Raw genomic sequence first — 21,303 nt, 5'->3', positions numbered from 1 at the left:
CAAGTCTAAACATACAGGTGAAATTACTCCCACAAGGGAAGTGCTTAAGGTATAAAGATAGATCGCATCGATATAACTGGTTATAAGAAATATCGCTATGCTGCGGGCCAGATTTCCCTTGCGATCTTTGTGGACGTATTCATGGATTTAGTGAACATCGGGTTGGTCGTTGCCGGGCTGGTCGTCGGCTTCATCGTCGGCATGACTGGCGTGGGTGGCGGGTCGCTCATGACGCCGATCCTGCTAGGGTTCGGCATCAACCCGGCGACGGCGGTCGGTACCGACCTGCTGTACGCCGCCATCACCAAGTCCAGCGGTGTACTGGTTCACCGCAAGAACAACAACATCGACTGGGCGATTACCGGCTGGCTGACCCTGGGCAGCGTGCCCGCGGTGGCGTTGACGCTGTGGTTCCTCAGCACCCTGCACAGCGCCCCCGAGGCGATGAACGCGATCATCAAGCAGGCCCTGGGTTTTGTGTTGTTTGCCACGGCACTGGCGATCCTGTTCAAGAAGCGCCTGCTCGACTTCGCCCACAAACGTGCGGGCGGCAACTACCACCCCAGCGGATTGCGCCTGAATGTGATGACGGTCATCACCGGGCTGGTCCTTGGCGCCATGGTCGCGCTGACATCCATCGGTGCTGGTGCGCTGGGCACCGTGGCACTGTTCATCCTCTATCCGATGCTGCCGACCCGCCGCCTGGTGGGGACTGAAATCGCCCACGCCGTGCCGCTGACCCTGGTCGCGGGCCTTGGCCATGCCAGCATGGGCAACATGGATTGGCACGTCCTGGGTTACTTGCTGGTGGGCTCATTGCCGGGGATTTACCTGGGCAGCCACCTGACCGGGCGCATCTCCGACGAACTGCTGCGCCCTTGCCTGGCGACCATGCTGTTGTTGATCGGCTACAAACTGGCGTTCTGATACAAGCCGCCACGCCAGTTTCATTCGCGGGTGAATATTTCCAGCAGATGCCCGTCCGGGTCATCGAAATACACCCGCCTTCCTCCCGCGTAATCATTGATCTCCCTCAGTCGCTGCTTGCACGGGTCGGCCCACCATGGCTGACCGTTGGCTTGCAGGCGTGCGAAGGCCGCATCGAAATCCTCGTCACCCATCAAGAATGCATAGTGCTGGGACGCTATCGGCGGGTCGTTGTCGTAGAAATCCAGTGACACGCCGTTATCCAGCTTGACGATCAGCATGGGCCCGAAAGGCTGCGGGGCGGGCAGGCCAAGGAGGCTGGCCAGGAAATTCGCCGAAACCTGCTTGTCCCGGCACCAGACGATGGTGTGGTTCAACTGAGCGCTCATGGGCAAGTCCTCACGACGGATCAGGCGGGTTGTCATGTGTCTTCAGATTAGCCCAGCCTGTTGCGCAATGACCGCCCTGACCTAAGCTTGGGGCAAGGCGAGACATATTTGCGGTACGTCACCCGGAACGATCGCCGCAATGCGCAATCATTAGAGCGTGGATATCAAAAGGAGATGCGCATGCTCATCAGGTCACTGACCCTGGCTACCTTGCTGGCGATTGCCGGCACTTCGTTCGCCGCTGATGGCGACTCACCGCTGGACATGGACAAGGGCAGGGCCCGGCCACTGATAGTCATCGCTCCGAGTGCTGTTGATCCGGTCTGGACCGGCCTGAAAAAGTCGCTGGATGAACCGGCCAATCGCCAGGGATTCACCGACCGCAACATGGTGCTCTACACCGTGCTCAACCTGATGGGCCAGCGCGACGGCAAAGACCTCGGGCCACAAGACACGGCGGCACTGATCCGCTCGCTCAAGCTGGGTGCCGGCGCCAAGACCAAGGTCATCCTGGTCGGCAAGGACGGCGAAAAGAAACTCGAACAATCGGACGCCATCAAGCTGGAAACGATTTTCAGCGCTGTCGATCAGTTGCCGGCGACCGAGAAAGAATTCACCGCGACCGTGGCGGCTCCGGTCACTGAGGCGGAGCCTGCGGCCAAGGGCGCCAAGCCCGCGAAAAACAGCAAACCGGCGAAGGCCGCCAAGCCGGCTGAAATGCCGGATGATTGAACTGACACTGAATTCTGGTGGTGAGCAATTAACCTGTGGGAGCGAGCTTGCTCGCGATGGCGGACTGTCAGGCAACGCAGGTGTCGACTATGCGATCGTCATCGCGAGCAAGCTCGCTCCCACAGGGTTTCGGTGTTCGAAGCGTTAACTGATCGGCATTACCTCTAGAGGTCGCCCTTATCTATGGAGAAGGCGGCAAGGCTTATTGAGTCAGGGCACTCAGAATCTGATGAGCAATCCTGACCCGCTGCGCATTCGGGTAGTTCTTGTTGGCCAGCATCACAATGCCAATGTCCTTCGATGGCACGTACGCCACGTAAGCACCAAAGCCCCCGGTTGAACCGGTCTTGTTGACCAGTACGTTCTGCGGCTGCGCCTGCGGCGGGTTCAGCCATTGGACCTTGTGGGCCTCTATGGCCATCGGCGTGGAGTTGCCGTCCAGCAGGCGATCCAGTGTGATCGGGTAGCGATACATCTCCCAGCCCAGGCCCTGGGTCATATCGCCGACGGTGTAGTAACCGCTATGAGTCAGGGCGATGGCTTGCTGCAACGGCTTTTCCAGGGACGCCGGCTTCATGTTCGCGCCGACATAGCCCAGCAAGTCCGCGGCGCTGGTTTTCACCCCATACGCCTCGGAATCCAGCGCCCCCGGAGTGACCCGTACCGGTTTGCCGTCCTGGTTGTAGCCCTGGGCGTACAGCGCCATCTGATCCTGTGGCACATGCACATAGGTGTGCTTGAGGCCCAGTTTTGGCAGCAGGGTTTTCTCCATCAGCTCATCGAACGGCTGGCCCATGCTTTGCGCAGCGAGGTAGCCGAACAGGCCAAGACTGGGGTTCGAGTACAGTCGGTGGCTGCCGGGGGCGTAGAGCGGTTTCCATTGTTTGTAGTAGCCGAGCATCTTGTCGGCCGAATCAGATTCGGCAGGGAATTGCAGCGGCAGGCCGCCAGCGCTGTAGGTACCCAGTTGCAGCACGCTGATATGGTCGAACGCACTGCCGCGCAAGGCCGGCAGGACCTGGCTGGCCTTGTCCGACAGCGACAGCTTGCCCGAGGCCTGTGCATAAGCTGTGAGGGTGGCGGTGAAGGTCTTGCTGACGGAGCCGATTTCGAACAGGGTGTCTTGCGTGACGGGGTTGCCGGTTTCTGTCGAGGCGACGCCATAGTTGAAGTAATGCGCCTGGCCGTTGACGGTGATCGCCACGGCCATACCGTTGATACCCTCGGCTTGCATCACCGGTTGTACAGCGGCGTTCACCACTGTCTCGATTTGATCCTGTGCCACGCATTGGCCTGCGGCGACTATCGCCATGCAAGCGGCGATGGTTTTCAGCCTGTCCATGTTGGTTTCATCCGTCGTTGATTCAGTTGCGCGCCATTTTAGGGCGTGAAGCGCCATGCTCCGAGCGTTTTTTAAAATCGGCCGCCAACAGGCGGCCTCGCGCAACCGTCAACTCAACGCACCAGGCAAGGCCGCTTGTTATCGAACTTCCAGCCGGGAATCAGGAACTGCATCGCCACGCTGTCATCCCGCGCCCCCAGGCCCATGCCTTTGTACAGTTCATGAGCTTTGGCAACCTGGTCCATGTCCAGTTCCACCCCCAGCCCCGGTTTCTGCGGTACCTGCACGCAGCCGTCGACGATTTGCAGCGGGGCCTTGGTCAGGCGCTGGCCGTCCTGCCAGATCCAGTGGGTGTCGATGGCGGTGATTTCGCCCGGAGCGGCCGCCGCCACATGGGTAAACATCGCCAGGGAAATATCGAAGTGGTTGTTGGAGTGCGAACCCCAGGTCAGGCCCCATTCGTGGCACATCTGCGCCACGCGCACCGAGCCTTGCAGGGTCCAGAAGTGCGGGTCGGCCAGGGGAATGTCGACCGACTGCAACTGGATCGCGTGGCCCATCTCACGCCAGTCGGTGGCGATCATGTTGGTCGCGGTTTTCAGGCCCGTGGCGCGGCGGAATTCGGCCATGACTTCGCGCCCCGAGTAACCGTTTTCCGCCCCGCACGGGTCTTCGGCGTAGGCCAGCACGCGGTGCTGATCGCGGCACAGGCGGATGGCTTCTTTCAGTGACCAGGCGCCATTCGGGTCGAGGGTGATGCGCGCATCGGGGAAGCGTTCGGCGAGGGCCGTGACTGCTTCGATTTCCGCGTCGCCGCTGAGCACGCCGCCCTTGAGTTTGAAATCCTTGAAGCCGTAACGGGCATGGGCCGCCTCGGCCAGGCGGACCACCGCATCGGCGGTCATGGCTTTCTCGTGTCGCACCCGGAACCAGTCGTTGTCGGCGTCCGGTTCGCTGCGGTAGGCGAGGTCGGTTTCGTTGCGATCGCCGACATAAAACAGATAGCCGAGCATCTTCACTTCATCGCGCTGCTGGCCTTCGCCGAGCAGGGCGGCCACCGGCACGTCCAGGTGCTGGCCGAGCAAGTCGAGCAATGCGGCTTCCAGGCCGGTGACGGCGTGGATGGTGATGCGCAGGTCGAAGGTCTGCAAACCGCGCCCACCGGCATCGCGGTCGGCGAAGGTCTGGCGCACCTGATTGAGGATCTTCTGGTAAGTGCCAATCGGGCTGCCGACCACCAGGCTACGTGCGTCTTCGAGGGTCTGGCGAATGCGCTCGCCCCCCGGTACTTCGCCGACGCCGGTGTGGCCGGCGTTGTCCTTGAGGATCACGATATTGCGGGTGAAAAACGGGCCGTGGGCGCCGCTCAGGTTGAGCAGCATGCCATCGTGGCCGGCCACCGGAACCACTTGCATGCTGGTGATGACCGGGGCTTTTGCGGTGTCTTGTGGGTTCATTTTCCAATCCTTAAAAAGCTGAATTCAGGCGTGGTTGGGTGCGGGATTGCCCGGCGCGCCGGCGGGTGCGGGTTTCGGTGTGTTGCGGGCGGCAAACACAATGATGGCGGCGATGATCGAGGTCGCGGCCAGGCCGTACAGCCCGCCCTGAATCGAACCGGTGTTTGCTTCGAGCAGGCCGAAGGTGGTCGGCGCAACGAAACCGCCGAGGTTGCCCACCGAGTTGATCAGCGCGATGACGCCAGCGGCAATGCGCGCATCCAGGTAGGCCTGGGGAATCGGCCAGAACAGTGACGAGGCCGATTTGAAGCCCAGTGCGGCAAAGCAGATCGCAACGAAGGCGAACACTGGCCCTCCGGTGGTGGACATGAACATCCCGGCAGCGGCGATCAGCAGGGCGGCAGCGACCCAGGCTTGCTGGTGTTTCCATTTGGCCGACAGGGACGCGAAGGCATACATGCCGACAATCGACAGCAACCACGGAATCGAGTTGAACAGCCCGACCTGGATGTCGCTCAGGTCGCCCATCTTCTTGATGATGCTCGGCAGCCAGAACGTAGCGGCGTAGATGGTCAGCTGGATAAAGAAGTAGATCAGGCAGAACAGGATGATCTGGCGATCCTTGAGCAACTTGCCCAGTGACGGCTTGATCGGCGTCGCCGCTTCCCGGGCCAGTTGTTCGTCGTCGATGGCCTTGACCAGTGCGTCCTGCTCCTCGCGGCTCAGCCATTTGGCGTCATGGGGTCTGGAGTCCAGCCAGAACCAGACAAACACGCACAACCCCACCGAAAACATGCCCTCGATGAAGTACATCCACTGCCAGCCGTGCAGGCCCAGCCCTTCGATTTGCAGGAGCAGACCGGACAGCGGGCCGGAGATCAGCGAGGCAATCGCCGAGCCACTGAGGAAAATGGCAATCGCCTTGCCGCGCTCTACGCCGGGCAACCAGCGGGTGAAGTAGTAGATCACTCCGGGAAAGAACCCGGCTTCGGCCACACCCAGCAGAAAACGCAGGATGTAGAAGTGGGTTTCGTTCTGGATGAACGCCATGCCCGCGGCGACCAGGCCCCAGGTCAGCATGATCCGCGTCAGCCAGATACGTGCGCCGACTTTCTGCAGAAGGATGTTGGAGGGCACTTCGAACAGTGCATAGCCGATGAAGAACAGACCGGCACCGAGGCCATAGGCGGCAGCGCCAATGCCCAGGTCGTGCTCCATGTGGGTGCGGACGAAACCGATGTTCACGCGATCGATGTAATTGACGATGAACATGATGACGAACAGCGGCAGGACATGACGTTTGACTTTGGCGATGGCGGACTTCAGCGCTGAATTGGCGTCGTCGTGCATCCCGGAGATGGATGTATTCACTGCGTTTTCTCCCACTCGTTATTTTTATGCGGGGTAGGGCTGGGTGCTGCGATGTTGCTAGACATCATACAACTAGATTTTTTCTTCGTGCAACCCCGTTTGTCCAATGAAATGGCGCTTTATCAGCAAATTTTTATTCTGCTAGCGCAACTGGCTGACTATCGAAGTGACTCGTTATGGGCTTGTTGTTGAGTGTTGTCATACAAGTTGGGTGGAATTTTTACAGGATTCCCGCCAAGCGCGGTGCTACGATTCGATAGCCCTGTTTTCCGGATATCCCCATGCAAGAAGACCTCGACGCGCCTGCCCGCAAGCGCACTCACAACCTGGCCCATGATCTGGTCGAAAAATTGACCCAGCGCATCCTGCTCGGCCAGATGTTGCCCGGCGACAAGTTGCCGTCAGAGAACACCATCGTTCAGGAGCACGGGGTCAGTCGCACGGTGGTGCGTGAGGCGATCTCGAAGTTGCAGGCTTCGGGACTGGTGGAGACCCGGCATGGCATTGGCACGTTCGTGATCGAGCGCGCGCCGGAGCAGGGGTTGCGGCTGAATGTCGATACGGCGTTGGGGGTGCGCAGTATTCTGGAGTTGCGCATGGGCCTGGAAACCCAGGCGGCGGCGCTGGCGGCAACGCGCCGCAGCGATCTGCAGCTGGCGCAGATGCGTGAAGCACTGGACGACTATCAAAGCCTGCTGGCCAACAACGACAGCTGTGTCGAAGCGGACCGGCGTTTTCATCTGCTGATCGCCGAAGCCACCGGCAATGTGTGCTTCACTGAGATCATGCAGCACCTGGGCAGTGCGATGATCCCGCGCACCCGGGTCAATGCCGCCGAGCGCGGTGCGGTGGACTTGAGCAAGCTCGGCGAGTTGGCCAACCTTGAGCACGAGGCGATCCTCAATGCCATCAAGCGCCAGGACCCGGACGCGGCGCGCGCGGCCATGTGGCTGCACCTGACCAACAGTCGTGACCGGTTTTCGGCTAGTTGAGGTTGTCTGTTTTTCAGATGCACTGCGTCATCGTTCATCGCGAGCAGGCTCGCTCCCACATTGGAATGCGTACCCCTGTAGGAGCGGGCTTGCCCGCGAAGGCGTCAGTCCAGGCAACAAAAAGCATGGATCAGACCCGAGCAACCTGAACAACCACAACCCGCCGTTCCAGATTCAACGCCAGCACACTCGCCAGCACCACCAGCCCACCAACCACGATCATCAATGTCGGCCGCTCGCCGAGTGCATAAGACGCAATGACCATCGCCGTCGGCGGCGTCAGATACAGCGTCATCGTCGCCCGGCTCAAGTCGACATGCGCCAGCACATAGGCCCAGGCCAGGTACGCCAGGGCACTCGGGAAAATCCCCAGCGCCAGCACGGCGAACTGCACATGCAGCGGCGCAATCGCGACTTGATCCATCAGGCCGGGCAGATAAATCAACAACAACACCGTCCCGGACCACACCGTGTAACACACCAGCGTCAGCCCGTCGTAACGCCCGGTGTGATGCTTTTGCAGGGCAAAGTAGAGACTCCAGGACACCGCCGCCAGCAGGATCAGCAATCCGTGGGCATCAATACTGCCCAGGCCATGATCACCCGCCACCACAATCAGCACGCCAAACAACCCGAGCAGCACACAACCCCAGCGCCACAGGCTCACCTGGTCCTTGAACACGAAGCGCGCAATCAATGTGCTGAACAGCGGCGTGGTCTGGGCCAGGACGCTCGAAGCCCCAGCGCTGACACCCTGCTGCCCGAAGTTGATCGCCACGTGGTGCAGGCTCACGGCAAAGAAACCCAGGCCGAACATCAGCGGCAGATCTCGAAGCCTGGGCAAACGAATGCCCTTGAATATCGCGACCACAGACATGAACACGGAGGCCAGCAGGAAGCGCAGGAGTGCCAGGTGCACGGGGTCGTAGGCCTGCAGGCCGATATGGATGCCGGTTGGGGAATACCCCCAGCACGCCACGACAAACGTCATGGCCAGGATGATTTTCCAGGGTGAAACGGGGGAGGGTGTGAGCGGCGTCATGGTCGTGCACCTGTGAGCGGATGCACCGAGTATCAGAAAGCGCATCGTTCGCCACAACTGACTTATACTGCGCTAACCGTTCACTATGGGTGATGTATGGAGCTGGCACAGATTCGCATGTTCAAGACCGTGGCCGACGTCGGCAGCATCGCCCGTGCGGCCGAGGTGCTGCATTGCGTGCCGTCGAACATCACGGCACGGATCAAGGCTCTGGAGGTCGAACTCGGCGTCGCGCTGTTTCTGCGTGAGGGTCGAGGGCTGCGCATCAGCCCGTCGGGGCAGACCTTCCTGGCCTACGCCTCGAAAATTCTCGCCCTCACCGCCGAGGCCAAGCGTGCGGTCGACCCTTCGGCCGAACCCTCGGGGCCATTGCGAATCGGGGCAATCGAGTCGTCGGCCACCGGGCGTTTGCCGCGTCTGCTGGCGAAATTCCACAAGCGTTTTCCGCAGGTGGCGCTGGAGCTGACCACCGGCTCCTGGGGGCAGTTGCTCGACGACACGCTCAATCACAAACTCGACGGCGCCATCGTGGCGGTGGATGTCGAGCGTTCGCACCTCAAGCGCACGCCGATGTACCGCGAGGATTTATTGCTGATCGCCTCGACCTCCCTGGGGCCGCTGCGGGACATCAGCGACTTGCGGGACCAGACCGTATTCATGTGGCCGCAGGGCTGTCCGTACCGGGCGGCGCTGGAACACTGGTTGCTGCGACAGGGTCAGGCACTGCCGATTGTCAGCCTGGCCAGTTATGGCGCGATTGTCGGTTGTGTCAGCGCCGGGGCTGGGGTGGCACTGGTGCCCAAAGGCGTGTTCGACCAGTACGCCAAAGGTGCCGGCTGTGCGGGGTTTGAATTCCCCGAACTGACCGCCGTCGACAACCTCTTTTACTGGCACGAAAACGCCGGGGTGCACCCGGCGCGTGAGGCGTTCGTGGCGATGCTGCGCGAGGAGTTTGCCTGATTTGCACTCGTGGGGGCGAACCGTTATGAGGCAATCAACTGCCGCAACACGTAATGCAAAATTCCTCCCGACTTGAAGTATTCCACTTCATTGAGCGTATCGATCCGGCACAACACCTCGACCTTTTCCTTGCTGCCGTCTTTACGGGTGATGACCAGCGACAGGTTCATCCGTGGCGTCAGTTCGACACCGGTCAAGCCGAGGATGTCCAGGGTTTCACTGCCGTTGAGCTTCAGGCTCTTGCGGTTCTGATCCAGCTTGAACTGCAGCGGCAACACGCCCATGCCCACCAGATTGGAGCGGTGAATCCGTTCGAAGCTTTCGGCGATGACCGCTTTCACCCCCAGCAGATTGGTGCCCTTGGCCGCCCAGTCGCGGCTCGATCCGGTGCCGTATTCCTGGCCGGCGATCACCACCAGCGGCGTGCCCGAAGCCTGATAGCGCATGGCGGCGTCGTAGATCGGCATTTTCTCCCCTGTGGGAATGTAGCGGGTGTTGCCGCCTTCCTCGCCGCCGAGCATTTCGTTGCGTATGCGGATGTTGGCGAAGGTGCCGCGCATCATCACTTCATGGTTGCCGCGCCGCGAGCCGTAGGAGTTGAAGTCCCGTGGCTCCACGCCTTTGTCGCGCAGGTATTGCCCTGCCGGGCTGTCGGCCTTGATGTTGCCGGCCGGGGAGATGTGGTCGGTGGTCACCGAGTCGCCGAGCAGTGCGAGAATGTTCGCTGCGCAGACATCCTTGATCACAGGCGGCGGGCCGCCGATGTCATCGAAGAACGGTGGGTGCTGGATGTAGGTCGAATCGTCCTGCCAGACATAGGTCGCCGCCTGCGGAACCTTGATCGCCTGCCATTGCGCGTCTCCGGCAAACACTTCGGCGTATTCCTTGTGAAACATCGCGGTGTTGACCTGGTTCACCGCGTCGGCAATTTCTTTACTGCTTGGCCAGATGTCCCGCAGGTAAACCGGTTTGCCGTCCTTGTCATCGCCCAACGACTCGCGGCTGAGATCGGTGCGCACTGTGCCTGCCAGCGCGTAGGCGACCACCAGTGGCGGGGAGGCCAGCCAGTTGGTTTTCACCAGCGGGTGCACCCGGCCTTCGAAGTTGCGATTGCCTGAGAGCACCGATGCCACCGTGAGGTCGGCTTGCTGGATGGCTTTTTCGATGGGTTCTGGCAGCGGCCCGGAGTTGCCGATGCAGGTGGTGCAGCCATAGCCGACCAGGGCAAAGCCCAATTCATCGAGGTAGTGGGTCAGACCGGCCGCCTTGTAGTAGTCGGTGACCACTTTCGAGCCGGGGGCCAGCGAACTCTTCACCCAGGGTTTGCGTTTCAGGCCTTTTTCCACGGCCTTCTTCGCCAGCAGCCCAGCCGCCATCATCACGCTCGGGTTGGAAGTGTTGGTGCAGGAGGTGATCGCGGCAATCACCACCGCGCCGTTTTTCAGGCGATAGGTCTGGCCTTCGTGGTGGTAATCCGCTTCACCGGCCATATCGGCATTGCCGACGGCAACACCGCCACCGCCTTCGCTTTCCAGGCGGCCTTCTTCCTTGCTGGCGGGTTTGAATTGCAGGTCGACGAAGTCGCTGAAGGCTTGGGCGACATTCGGCAGCGATACCCTGTCCTGCGGGCGTTTCGGCCCCGCGAGGCTGGCTTCGACGCGCCCCATGTCCAGCGCCAGGCTGTCGGTGAACAGCGGTTCCTGGCCAGGCAGGCGCCACAGGCCCTGGGCCTTGCTGTAGGCCTCGACCAGTTGCACCGTTTCGAGGGGGCGGCCTGAGAGGCGCAGGTACTCCAGCGTGACGTCGTCCACCGGGAAGAAGCCGCAGGTGGCGCCGTATTCCGGGGCCATGTTGGCGATGGTCGCGCGGTCGGCGAGCGGCAGGTCGGCGAGGCCATCGCCGTAGAACTCGACGAATTTGCCCACCACGCCTTTCTTGCGCAGCATCTGGGTCACGGTCAGCACCAGGTCGGTAGCGGTGATGCCTTCCTTGAGCTTGCCGGTGAGTTTGAAGCCGATGACCTCCGGAATCAGCATCGACACCGGTTGCCCGAGCATCGCCGCTTCCGCCTCGATACCGCCGACGCCCCAGCCGAGCACGCCGAGGCCGTTGATCATGGTGGTGTGGGAGTCGGTGCCCACCAACGTATCGGGGAAGGCATAGGTGCGGCCGTCCTCGTCCTTGGTCCACACCGTGCGGCCGAGGTATTCAAGATTCACCTGGTGGCAGATCCCGGTGCCCGGCGGCACCACGCTGAAATTGTCAAAGGCACTCTGGCCCCAGCGCAGGAACGCATAACGCTCGCCATTGCGCTGCATTTCAATGTCGACGTTCTGCTCGAAGGCGCTGCTGCTGGCGAACTTGTCGACCATCACCGAGTGGTCGATCACCAGGTCTACCGGCGACAGCGGGTTGATCCGCTGCGGATTGCCGCCGGCCTTGGCCATTGCCGCGCGCATCGCGGCCAGGTCGACCACCGCCGGTACGCCGGTGAAGTCCTGCATCAGCACCCGCGCCGGGCGGTACTGGATCTCGCGCTCGGAGCGACGCTCCTTGAGCCAGGCGGCGAGCGCCTTGAGGTCGGCGCCGGTGACGGTTTTTTCGTCCTCCCAGCGCAGCAGGTTTTCCAGCAGGACTTTCAACGACATCGGCAACTTGTCCAGGTCGCCCAGGCTTCTGGCGGCTTCCGGCAGGCTGAAGTAGTGGTAGGTCTTGTTGCCGACTTGCAGAGTCTTGAGCGTTTTCAGGCTATTAAGCGACGGCATTACGATCACTCCTTTCAGACTGTCTGAAAACTACTGTGCTCGGCAATCCTGCGTTAAAAACAGGCTCGGAATGCTCATTTACAACTCGTAAACTCCGCTTCCAAGCCTGTTTTTGCCTTGTCTTGCCTTCGCTCGCTACGTTTTCAGACAGTCTGTTCAAGTCCGCATGGCGACGGACTGAGGGGACGGGCAGAACATTAAACCTAGCCCTGTTTTAAGTAGCTGGCTAATAACTGGACTCTATCGCTAAGTCCGAGGTTCCGAAGTCGGCTATCATGCGCGGGTTTTCGTGACAGGCTTTGCTTCAACGCAAGCCTGGGCATCGCGCAGTGGCTGAATTTCCTCGCCATTGCCCAGGAGTAAGAATGAACACCCTATTCATGCATTGCCGGCCGGGCTTCGAAGGTGAAGTCTGTTCCGAGATTTCCGACCTTGCCGCACGGCTGAACGTGGCCGGTTATGCCAAGGCCAAAGCCGCCACGGCTTGCGCCGAATTCGTCTGCACCGAAGAAGACGGCGCCGAGCGCCTGATGCGCGGGCAGCGTTTTGCCGAGCTGATCTTCCCGCGCCAGTGGGCCCGGGGGATCTTCATCGATCTGCCGGAAACCGACCGCATCAGCGTGATCCTCGCGCATATGGCGGACTTTCCGCTGTGCGGCAGCCTGTGGCTGGAAATGGTCGACACCAACGATGGCAAGGAGCTGTCGAACTTCTGCAAGAAATTCGAAGTGCACCTGCGCAAGGCGTTGATGGCCGCCGGCAAGCTGGTGGAAGACGCGCACAAGCCGCGCCTGTTGCTGACCTTCAAAAGCGGCCGCGAAGTGTTCATGGGCCTGGCCGAGTCGAACAACTCGGCCATGTGGCCGATGGGCATTCCCCGTTTGAAATTCCCCCGCGAGGCACCGAGCCGTTCGACCCTCAAGCTGGAAGAGGCCTGGCACCACTTCATCCCGCGCGACCAGTGGGACGAGCGCCTGCACGGCGATATGACCGGCGTCGACCTCGGGGCCGCTCCTGGTGGCTGGACCTGGCAATTGGTCAACCGCGGCATGCTGGTGACCGCCATCGACAACGGGCCGATGGCCGAAAGCCTGATGGACACGGGGCTGGTGCAACATCTGATGGCCGACGGTTTCACCTTCAAGCCCAAGCAACCGGTGGACTGGATGGTCTGCGACATCGTCGAGAAGCCGGCACGCAACGCCGCGATGCTGGAAGAGTGGATCGGCGATGGCCATTGCCGCGAGGCGGTGGTCAACCTCAAGCTGCCGATGAAACAGCGCTATGCCGAAGTGAAGCGTTTGCTCGAGCGCATTGCCGATGGCTTCAAGGCACGGGGTATCAAGGTCGAGATCGGCTGCAAGCAGCTGTACCACGACCGTGAGGAAGTGACGTGCCATTTGCGCCGGCTGGATGTGAAGAAGCCCAAATCCCGCTGAAGCACCGCAATCCCCCTGTAGGAGCGAGCCTGCTCGCGATGAGGCCATCACATTCAACATTTTTGTTGATTGACCCACCGCCATCGCGAGCAGGCTCGCTCCCACAGGTGTCATAGATGACGTTACACCCGGCAATGCGCGACAATGCCGGCCAGTTTCAGGAGTGAATCATGAGTGAAATGCTTGATACGCCGGTAGACGGCACCCTCGACGCCACCGGCCTCAACTGCCCCGAGCCGGTGATGATGCTGCACCAGCACATCCGTGACCTGGTGCCCGGCGGCCTGCTCAAGGTGATCGCCACTGACCCGTCGACCCGTCGCGACATTCCCAAGTTCTGTGTGTTTCTTGACCACGAACTGGTGGCGCAGCACGAAGAAGCGGGCACCTACCTCTACTGGATTCGCAAGAAGTCCGGCTGATCAGCCCCCCCCCTGTAGGAGCGAGCTTGCTCGCGAAAAAACCGAAGGCGCCGTTGGGCATCTGGTTTACGCGTTATCGTTCACGACCTTCGCGAGCAAGCTCGCTCCTACAGGGTTGCGGCGATCAACCCTGACTGTTACGAATCCGTTTGCGCGCACTGAGCGTCAGGCGGATCGACAACATCAGCGCCGCACAGCTCAAGCCGGCAATCAACCCTTCCCACAGCCCGCTCGGGCCGCTGGCCGGACCGAACCAATCGGTCAGTCCCAGCACGTAACCGACCGGCAGACCGATGCCCCAATAGGCGAACAAGGTCAGGATCATCGTCACCCGGGTGTCCTGGTAGCCACGCAACGCGCCCGCGCAAATCACCTGGATGGCATCGGAAAACTGATACAACGCGGCATAGACAATCAGCATCGATGCAATCTGGATCACGTTCCTGTCAGGCGTGTAGATCGAGGCGATGGGTTCGCGCAGCAGCAGGATCAGGCTCGCCGAGAACGCTGCGAACACCAGTGCCGCGCCGAGCCCGACCTTCGCCGCGAAGCGCGCCTGCCAGGGGTTGCCGGCCCCCAGTGCCTGACCGACGCGCACGGTCACCGCCATGCCCAGCGAATAGGGAATCATGAACAGCAACGAGCTGATATTCAGGGCGATTTGATGCCCGGCCACCACCGTGGAGCCAAGACTGCCAATCAATAGCGCAATGACCGCAAAAATGCTGGACTCTGCGAAGACGGCGATACCAATCGGCAGGCCAATGCCGACCAGGCGCTTGATCACGGCCCATTGCGGACGGTCGAAGCGCACCAGCACACGGGTGCGGGAATAGAAGGGCGCCCAGAACGTCCAGCCGGCCATGCTCAACGCCATGAACCACATCACGATGCCGCTGGCCCAGCCGCAACCGACGCCGCCCAGGGCCGGTGCGCCGAAATGGCCATAGATCAACGCATAGTTCAGCGGAATGTTCAGCAGCAGGCCGCACAAGCCAATGACCATGCTCGGACGGGTGCGCCCCATGCCATCGCTGTAGCAGCGCAGTACGTAATAAAAAGCCATGCCCGGCAAGCCGAAGGCGATCCCGTGCAGGTAGCCCATGCTCGGCTCGATCAATTGCGGATCGACTTTCATCCAGTGCAGGATCGGCTCGGCACCGAGCAGCAGGCCGCTGCCGATCAACCCGACACACAGTGCCAGCCACAGCGCCTGGCGTACCAGCGGACCGATCTCGTCAAACTGCCCGGCGCCAAAACGTTGCGCGACCTTGGGTGTGGTAGCCAGCAGAACGCCGGACATCAACAGGTAGACGGGAATCCAGATCGAGTTGCCCAGGGCCACCGAAGCCAGGTCCCGTGGGCTGACGCGGCCGGCCATCACCGCATCGACGAAGCCCATGGCCGTGGTGGCCAGTTGCGCGATCATGATGGGCAGGGCCAGGTTGAGCAGGCCTTTGAGTTCCAGGCGAACGGGTGTTGTCCGCGCAGGCGAAATGGCGGCGGTATTCTCGATTACAGGATTCAATGGCGAAACGTCCAAAAGGTGTTGATGCACAGGCGCGCATTCTACGCGTTGACGCGGCGGTCAGGAAAAGACCCGTGTTGTGGATTTGTAATCAACCCTCCTACAGATACAGAGAGATGCGTCTAGGCGCGATGCGTCATCTACGCCTACACTGCCGATCCGCCAAAGGAGCCTGCCATGCTGATTGTTGCCGACGAAAATATCCCCCTGCTCGATGCCTTCTTCGAAGGCTTCGGTGATATCCGCCGGGTGCCGGGTCGTTCCATCGACCGTGCCACGGTCGAACAGGCCGATGTGCTGTTGGTGCGTTCGGTGACCAACGTCGATCGCGCACTACTCGAAGGCAGCAAGGTGCGCTTTGTCGGTACATGCACCATCGGCACCGATCATCTGGACCTGGATTACTTTCAGCAGGCCGGTATCACCTGGTCCAGCGCACCGGGCTGCAATGCCCGCGGCGTGGTCGACTATGTGCTCGGCAGCTTGCTGACCCTGGCCGAAATCGAAGGCGTCGACCTGACCCGGCGTACCTATGGCGTAGTCGGTGCCGGCGAAGTGGGCGGGCGATTGGTCAAAGTCCTGCAAGGCCTGGGCTGGAAAGTGCTGGTGTGCGATCCGCCACGGCAGGCCGCTGAAGGCGGTGACTACGTCAGCCTCGAGCAGATCATCGAAGCGTGCGACGTCATCAGCCTGCACACGCCGCTGACCAGGCAGGGACAGCTATCGACCTGGCATTTGTTCGATAAGACACGCCTGAACCAGCTCAAGTTCGGCACCTGGCTGATCAATGCCAGTCGCGGGCCGGTGGTGAACAACTCAGCCCTGCGCGAAGTGCTGCTGGAACGCGAAGACCTGCAAGCGGTGCTCGATGTGTGGGAAAGCGAGCCTGAAGTCGACGTGGCGCTGGCCGAGCTGTGCGTGCTGGCAACGCCGCACATTGCCGGTTACAGCCTCGACGGCAAGCAGCGAGGGACCGCGCAGATTTATCAGGCGTATTGCGATTTCCTCGGGCAACCGGCCCGCGTCAGCCTGAGCGATTTGCTGCCGGCACCGTGGCTGTCGCACGTGACCCTGAATGCGCAAAGCGACCCGGCCTGGGCCTTGGCGATGCTGTGCCGTGGCGTATATGACCCGCGTCGTGACGATGCGGATTTCCGTCGCAGCCTGGTCGGCAGTGTCAGCGAGCAGCGTGCGGCATTCGACGTGCTGCGCAAGCAGTACCCGTTGCGCCGGGAGATCGACGGATTGCAGGTGCGGATCGAAGGTGAATCGCCTGAGTTGCAGAGGATTGTGGCGGCGTTGGGGGCGACGGCAATCTGATAGTTCGTGGCGGCCCTATCGCGAGCAGGCTCGCTCCTACACTGGATCTTCATGCACAACAAATCCCCTGTAGGAGCGAGCCTGCTCGCGATGGGCGCGCCACAGTCCCGGATTGGATAAGCAGGCATAAAAAACCCGGCCAACCATGGGCCGGGCCAAGAAGACGGTGGCTATATCACTCTTGTTCGGCAGGTTTGACCAGTCGCTTTTCCAGTTCGCGGCAAGCTTTCTGGATCATTTTTTCAGTGATCGGTACTTCGCGCCCCTGCTCGTCAATAATCGAGCAACCCAGAGACTGGTCTGGTTGCGTGCGGATCACTTGAATCTTGTCATCGCTGCTGTGTTGCAAGGACATGGCCTGTCTCCTCATCAGGTTGTGTGCTTACTGTAGAACCGCCAGGTGACCGCGCTATGACAACTCCCTGCGATCTTTCCGGGCGGACAGTACCAGTCCACCAGAAATGCCGGCACGTGGCTAGCCGAACTTTAGACCAATAGCGTCTAGCCTCTAGTGTTGGTGGACATAATTAACCTGACTCATTGTGATTTGCAGCGAGCCACCCCATTGAGCGGTGTAGGCTGACCCTAATGACTGCTTTGTCCTGGATGATTGCGATGCTCTCTGCCCGTCACCGCCGTGCCGTTCGCCTGGCCCGTCGTTTCATTGCGCCGTATCGCTGGCAGGCCTTTGGCGCCTTGCTGGCGCTGATCGCCACCGCCGGCATCACCTTGTCCATGGGGCAGGGCATCCGCCTGCTGGTGGACCAGGGGTTCATGACCCAGTCACCGCATCTGCTCAATCAGTCCATCACTCTGTTCATGTTGCTGGTCATGGGGCTGGCAATCGGTACGTTTGCGCGGTTTTACCTGGTGTCGTGGATCGGTGAACGCTGCGTCGCCGATATCCGGCGTCGGGTGTTTAACCATCTGATTTACCTGCACCCGGGGTTTTACGAAGACAATCGCAGCTCCGAAATCCAGTCCCGCCTGACCGCCGATACCACTCTGCTGCAATCGGTCATCGGTTCTTCGCTGTCGTTGTTCCTGCGCAATCTGTTGATGGTGATCGGCGGGATCGTCTTGCTGTTCATCACCAACCCCAAGCTCACCAGTATCGTGGTGGTGGCCTTGCCTTTGGTGGTCGCGCCGATCCTGATCTTCGGCCGCCGGGTGCGTAACCTCTCGCGCCTGAGTCAGGACCGGATTGCCGACATCGGCAGCTATGTTTCCGAAACCCTGGGCCAGATCAAGACCGTGCAGGCCTACAACCATCAGGCCGAGGACGAGCGCCGGTTTGCCGTGACCGTGGAGGAGGCGTTCAACACCGCGCGCAAGCGCATCTTCCAGCGGGCCTGGCTGATTACCCTGGTGATCGTCCTGGTATTGGGCGCGGTCGGGGTGATGCTCTGGGTCGGCGGCATGGACGTCATCGCCGGGCGAATTTCCGCCGGCGAGCTGGCGGCGTTCGTGTTCTATAGCCTGATCGTCGGCAGCGCGTTCGGCACCTTGAGCGAAGTGATTGGCGAATTGCAGCGGGCAGCCGGCGCGGCCGAGCGGATTGCCGAGTTGCTGCGTTCGCAAAACATCATCCTGCCGCCGGTGGCAGGCGCGGTGACACTGCCGGACCGGGTCGACGGCCAACTGCAACTGCAAAATGTGCGTTTTTCCTACCCGTCGCGGCCGCAAAGTTATGCCGTCGACGGGTTGAGCCTGACCGTCAATGCCGGTGAGACGCTGGCGCTGGTCGGGCCATCGGGAGCCGGAAAATCGACGGTGTATGACTTACTGCTGCGTTTTTACGACCCGGCCGAGGGACGCATCCTGCTCGATGGCGTGCCGTTGACTCAACTCGATCCGCTGGACCTGCGTCGCTGTTTCGCCCTGGTGTCGCAAACCCCGGCACTGTTTTTCGGCAGCATTGAAGAAAACATTCGCTACGGCAGTCCGAAGGCGACTTCGGCCGAGGTACAGGAAGCGGCAAAAATCGCTTATGCCCATGACTTTATCGAAGCCATGCCCAACGGTTACCAGACTCATCTGGGGGACGGTGGTCTCGGTTTGTCCGGTGGTCAGCGCCAACGCCTGGCCATCGCCCGCGCGTTGCTGGTGGACGCCCCGATCCTGCTCCTCGACGAAGCCACCAGCGCCCTCGACGCCCAGAGTGAACACCTGATCCAGCAGGCGCTGCCGAGCCTGATGAAAAACCGTACCACCCTGGTAATCGCTCATCGCCTGGCCACGGTGAAAAACGCCGACCGAATTGCGGTGATGGACCAGGGGAAACTGGTGGCGGTGGGCACGCATCAGGAGCTGATTGCCAGCAATGCGTTGTATGCACGGTTGGCGGCGTTGCAGTTCAGTGATGGCAAGGTTACCGCCGAACTGTAGGTGCTGCCGCAGGCTGCGATCTTTTGATCTTTGCGTCTTCAAGGCCTCTGACAAAAAAATGCCCGCATCGTTTGATGCGGGCATTTTTTAGAGCGCCGGCACTACCGATCATTGATCGTCGAAAAACCGCTCATGCCAATCCACGATCGGCTGTGGCGCATTGAGCTTCTGACCGTAGATCACCGAGTACGACAACACGTTTTGCACGTACTGGCGGGTTTCGTCGAACGGGATGCTTTCCACCCACACGTCGAAACTCAGGTGGTCCGCACCACGCAACCATTGGCGTACGCGGCCGGGGCCGGCGTTGTAGGCGGCGGAGGCGAGGACCCGGTTGCCGTTGAACTGGCTGTGCACCTGGCTCAGGTAGGCGGCACCGAGCTGGATGTTCTTGTCCGGATCCAGCAGTTGCTGTGGCGAGCTATAGGGAATACTGAACTTGCGTGCGGTTTCCTTGGCGGTGGCGGGCATCAGTTGCATCAGGCCCGAGGCGCCGACCCCGGAGCGGGCGTCGTCCATGAACGCACTTTCCTGGCGGGTGATGGCGAACGCCCAGCTCGGATGCAGGCCGCGATTCTTCGCTTCACGCACCAGGGTCTCGCGGTGGGCCATCGGGAAGCGGATATCCAGGTCATCCCAATACTGCGCCTGGCTGATGGTGCGGATCGCCGGGAAGTACCATTTCAGGTCGTAGGCCAGTTTGGCCTGGGCGACCATTTCGTCGCGGCTGAAGTGACGGCTGACGTAGTACCACTCACGGCGGCCATCGACGATCTGCCCGCGGGCGTGCAGTTCCAGGGCGCGGCGTACGCCGGGCGTGTTACGCACCTTGTTGATGGTGGCCTGACTGAGCACCAGCGGCTTGTTGAGCAAAGAGTAGGGCGACTGCGAGCGATCGGCGGCGAGGAAACCATAGAAGTCGCGTTCGCGGGCCAGGCTTTTATAGAGCGTCTGCGCTTCCGGATTCTGCGGTTGCGCCAGTTCCAGGCTGCGGGCCTGCCAGTAACGCCAGCGGTTGGTGGTGGCCAGGTCCTGGGGCAGGCGGCGGGTCAACTGGTAGGCATCGTCCCAGCGCGCCAGGCGCAGGAGCAGGCGCAGGCGCCACTCGGAAACGGTGTTGTCGCGCAGCTCGGGGTCGTATTTGGTCATGACATCCAGTGCGCGACTGTCGAAACGTCGTGCGAGGGTCAGGCCGATTTCCCGGGCGATCGCCACTTTTTCATCCCGGGAGAAGTGCATGCTGCTGGCGTAACCGTCGAGCAGGTCCATGGCCTTGTCCGGGTCCTGGCGAGCCAGGCGGCGCAGGCCGAGGCTGACCACATCGGACATGGCTTCGTCGGCCGGGGTGAAGCGTGACGACTGGTTGAGCAGTTCCGGTTTCTGCGCGACGTCCACCAGCAAGCGACCGCGAGGGGCGAGGTTGGTCATGCCGTTGATCAGGCTGTTGGCCAGCGGGTAGTTGCGCGCCTGGGCGGCGAGTTTGGTGCGCTCCCAGCGTTTTTGTTCGGTCAACTGACCTTCGGCGGCCCACATGCCGAACAACGTGTCACAGGCTTCGGGTTGGGATTTGCCGGTCAGCCAGAGTTTTTCGGCGTTGGCGTTACCTTCGGTCTTGAGATTGTGGCTGAGCTGGTACTGCGCATTCAGGCAGTCCAGTTCGGTGAAGTTCATTTTCGGGTCGTAATACTTGACGAAGGTCGCCCAGTCACCCCGATCCGCCTGCCAGCGCAACCAGCGCAGCTTCATCCAGTTGGCCTGGGGCAGGTCGCCGTGTTCGGCGAGGAACTTCTCGATTTCGGCGTTGCTCGCGGTTTTCAGGCGCGCGGTCAGCTCGTCGTACGCCAGGTAAGGTTCCAGCGGATAATCGGCGAGGGCCTGGCTGTAACGGAAATACGGGCCACTGTCGCCCTTGGCCAGGGCGCGCTTGGCTTCATCGTAATACTGGCGTTGGGTGGACAGGTCCACCGCCTGGGCGGATTGGACGGCAGCGGCAGACAGTAAAAATGCAGATAAAAGATTGAAAAGGCGACTGCGCATGAGACGTCCGGGCAGAGAAAATCATGACAAGCGCGGGCCAGGCCCGCGCTGAATTGTCTGTAGCTTAGCCTTTTGCCAGCAGCCGGTGAAAGCTTTGCGGGTGTTCCCGCATCAGTTCGCAACATTTGTCATGCAGAGTGCTGCGAGAGTGAAATTGCCGGCCTTCTGAAGCCTCAAGTCAGGTAGAATGCG

General features: G+C 61.1%; 17 protein-coding genes. 8 read left to right on the top strand and 9 right to left on the bottom strand.

All coding sequences use genetic code 11. The features are described 5' to 3' along the window. Positions 1 to 141: 141 nt before the first annotated feature. Positions 142 to 927 (top strand): sulfite exporter TauE/SafE family protein, encoded by a 786-nt coding sequence (locus AC1DRN_RS13580; RefSeq protein ID WP_223463424.1) that lies wholly within the window; start codon positions 142 to 144, stop codon positions 925 to 927. Between the two features lie 20 nt (positions 928 to 947). Here the strand turns inward: AC1DRN_RS13580 and AC1DRN_RS13575 are convergent, their stop codons facing one another. Further along, entirely contained in the window at positions 948 to 1,316 is a 369-nt protein-coding gene (locus AC1DRN_RS13575; RefSeq protein ID WP_223463423.1) for a VOC family protein, read from the bottom strand. Between the two features lie 180 nt (positions 1,317 to 1,496). On the opposite strand from AC1DRN_RS13575, the gene AC1DRN_RS13570 reads away from it, so the two are divergent. Further along, a complete protein-coding gene (locus AC1DRN_RS13570; RefSeq protein WP_223463422.1) occupies positions 1,497 to 2,048 on the top strand; it encodes a DUF4174 domain-containing protein in 552 nt (183 codons plus the stop codon). Positions 2,049 to 2,250: 202 nt separating this feature from the next. Here AC1DRN_RS13570 and ampC read toward each other — a convergent pair whose 3' ends face one another. The 3 genes from ampC to AC1DRN_RS13555 form a co-directional block, all read right to left on the bottom strand. Next, a complete protein-coding gene (gene ampC, locus AC1DRN_RS13565) occupies positions 2,251 to 3,360 on the bottom strand; it encodes a class C beta-lactamase (protein ID WP_457266113.1) in 1,110 nt (369 codons plus the stop codon). A 143-nt stretch (positions 3,361 to 3,503) separates the two neighbouring features. Further along, complete coding sequence (gene gudD, locus AC1DRN_RS13560; RefSeq protein ID WP_223463420.1) at positions 3,504 to 4,847, bottom strand: glucarate dehydratase; 1,344 nt, start codon at positions 4,845 to 4,847, stop codon at positions 3,504 to 3,506. Between the two features lie 24 nt (positions 4,848 to 4,871). Next, on the bottom strand, positions 4,872 to 6,218 hold the full coding sequence (locus AC1DRN_RS13555) for an MFS transporter (RefSeq protein ID WP_223463419.1): 1,347 nt from the start codon (positions 6,216 to 6,218) through the stop codon (positions 4,872 to 4,874). Positions 6,219 to 6,499: 281 nt separating this feature from the next. Between AC1DRN_RS13555 and AC1DRN_RS13550 the strand changes: the two genes are divergently transcribed. After that, a complete protein-coding gene (locus tag AC1DRN_RS13550) occupies positions 6,500 to 7,210 on the top strand; it encodes a FadR/GntR family transcriptional regulator (protein ID WP_223463418.1) in 711 nt (236 codons plus the stop codon). A gap of 130 nt (positions 7,211 to 7,340) precedes the next feature. Here the strand turns inward: AC1DRN_RS13550 and AC1DRN_RS13545 are convergent, their stop codons facing one another. Then, a complete protein-coding gene (locus AC1DRN_RS13545) occupies positions 7,341 to 8,252 on the bottom strand; it encodes a DMT family transporter (RefSeq protein ID WP_223463417.1) in 912 nt (303 codons plus the stop codon). 96 nt (positions 8,253 to 8,348) lie between these two features. On the opposite strand from AC1DRN_RS13545, the gene AC1DRN_RS13540 reads away from it, so the two are divergent. Continuing rightward, a complete protein-coding gene (locus AC1DRN_RS13540) occupies positions 8,349 to 9,212 on the top strand; it encodes a LysR substrate-binding domain-containing protein (RefSeq protein ID WP_108219222.1) in 864 nt (287 codons plus the stop codon). A 23-nt stretch (positions 9,213 to 9,235) separates the two neighbouring features. Here AC1DRN_RS13540 and acnA read toward each other — a convergent pair whose 3' ends face one another. Next, a complete protein-coding gene (gene acnA / locus AC1DRN_RS13535; protein WP_223463416.1) occupies positions 9,236 to 11,977 on the bottom strand; it encodes an aconitate hydratase AcnA in 2,742 nt (913 codons plus the stop codon). 365 nt (positions 11,978 to 12,342) lie between these two features. Here acnA and rlmM point away from each other — a divergent pair, with 365 nt between their 5' ends. Further along, a complete protein-coding gene (gene rlmM / locus AC1DRN_RS13530; protein ID WP_057715663.1) occupies positions 12,343 to 13,416 on the top strand; it encodes a 23S rRNA (cytidine(2498)-2'-O)-methyltransferase RlmM in 1,074 nt (357 codons plus the stop codon). A 170-nt stretch (positions 13,417 to 13,586) separates the two neighbouring features. After that, positions 13,587 to 13,838, top strand: coding sequence for a sulfurtransferase TusA (gene tusA, locus AC1DRN_RS13525; RefSeq protein WP_007987255.1), 252 nt, complete (start codon positions 13,587 to 13,589; stop codon positions 13,836 to 13,838). 124 nt (positions 13,839 to 13,962) lie between these two features. Here tusA and AC1DRN_RS13520 read toward each other — a convergent pair whose 3' ends face one another. Further along, the gene (locus tag AC1DRN_RS13520) at positions 13,963 to 15,366 is read right to left on the bottom strand and encodes an MATE family efflux transporter (protein ID WP_223463415.1); all 1,404 of its coding nucleotides are present in this window, start codon (positions 15,364 to 15,366) and stop codon (positions 13,963 to 13,965) included. 177 nt (positions 15,367 to 15,543) lie between these two features. Here AC1DRN_RS13520 and pdxB point away from each other — a divergent pair, with 177 nt between their 5' ends. Beyond that, complete coding sequence (gene pdxB / locus AC1DRN_RS13515; protein ID WP_223463414.1) at positions 15,544 to 16,686, top strand: 4-phosphoerythronate dehydrogenase PdxB; 1,143 nt, start codon at positions 15,544 to 15,546, stop codon at positions 16,684 to 16,686. A 175-nt stretch (positions 16,687 to 16,861) separates the two neighbouring features. Here the strand turns inward: pdxB and AC1DRN_RS13510 are convergent, their stop codons facing one another. After that, on the bottom strand, positions 16,862 to 17,041 hold the full coding sequence (locus AC1DRN_RS13510; RefSeq protein ID WP_223463413.1) for a PA1571 family protein: 180 nt from the start codon (positions 17,039 to 17,041) through the stop codon (positions 16,862 to 16,864). Between the two features lie 251 nt (positions 17,042 to 17,292). On the opposite strand from AC1DRN_RS13510, the gene AC1DRN_RS13505 reads away from it, so the two are divergent. Further along, the gene (locus AC1DRN_RS13505) at positions 17,293 to 19,074 is read left to right on the top strand and encodes an ABC transporter transmembrane domain-containing protein (RefSeq protein WP_223463442.1); all 1,782 of its coding nucleotides are present in this window, start codon (positions 17,293 to 17,295) and stop codon (positions 19,072 to 19,074) included. A gap of 108 nt (positions 19,075 to 19,182) precedes the next feature. Here the strand turns inward: AC1DRN_RS13505 and AC1DRN_RS13500 are convergent, their stop codons facing one another. Next, positions 19,183 to 21,111: a transglycosylase SLT domain-containing protein gene (locus AC1DRN_RS13500; RefSeq protein WP_223463412.1), complete on the bottom strand. Its 1,929-nt coding sequence runs from the start codon at positions 21,109 to 21,111 to the stop codon at positions 19,183 to 19,185. Between the last annotated feature and the right edge of the window lie 192 nt (positions 21,112 to 21,303).

It is taken from the genome of Pseudomonas sp. P5_B3, assembly GCF_056400405.1.
Note: the sequence above shows the minus strand (reverse complement) of the source record. Positions and strands in the feature narration are given on the sequence as shown.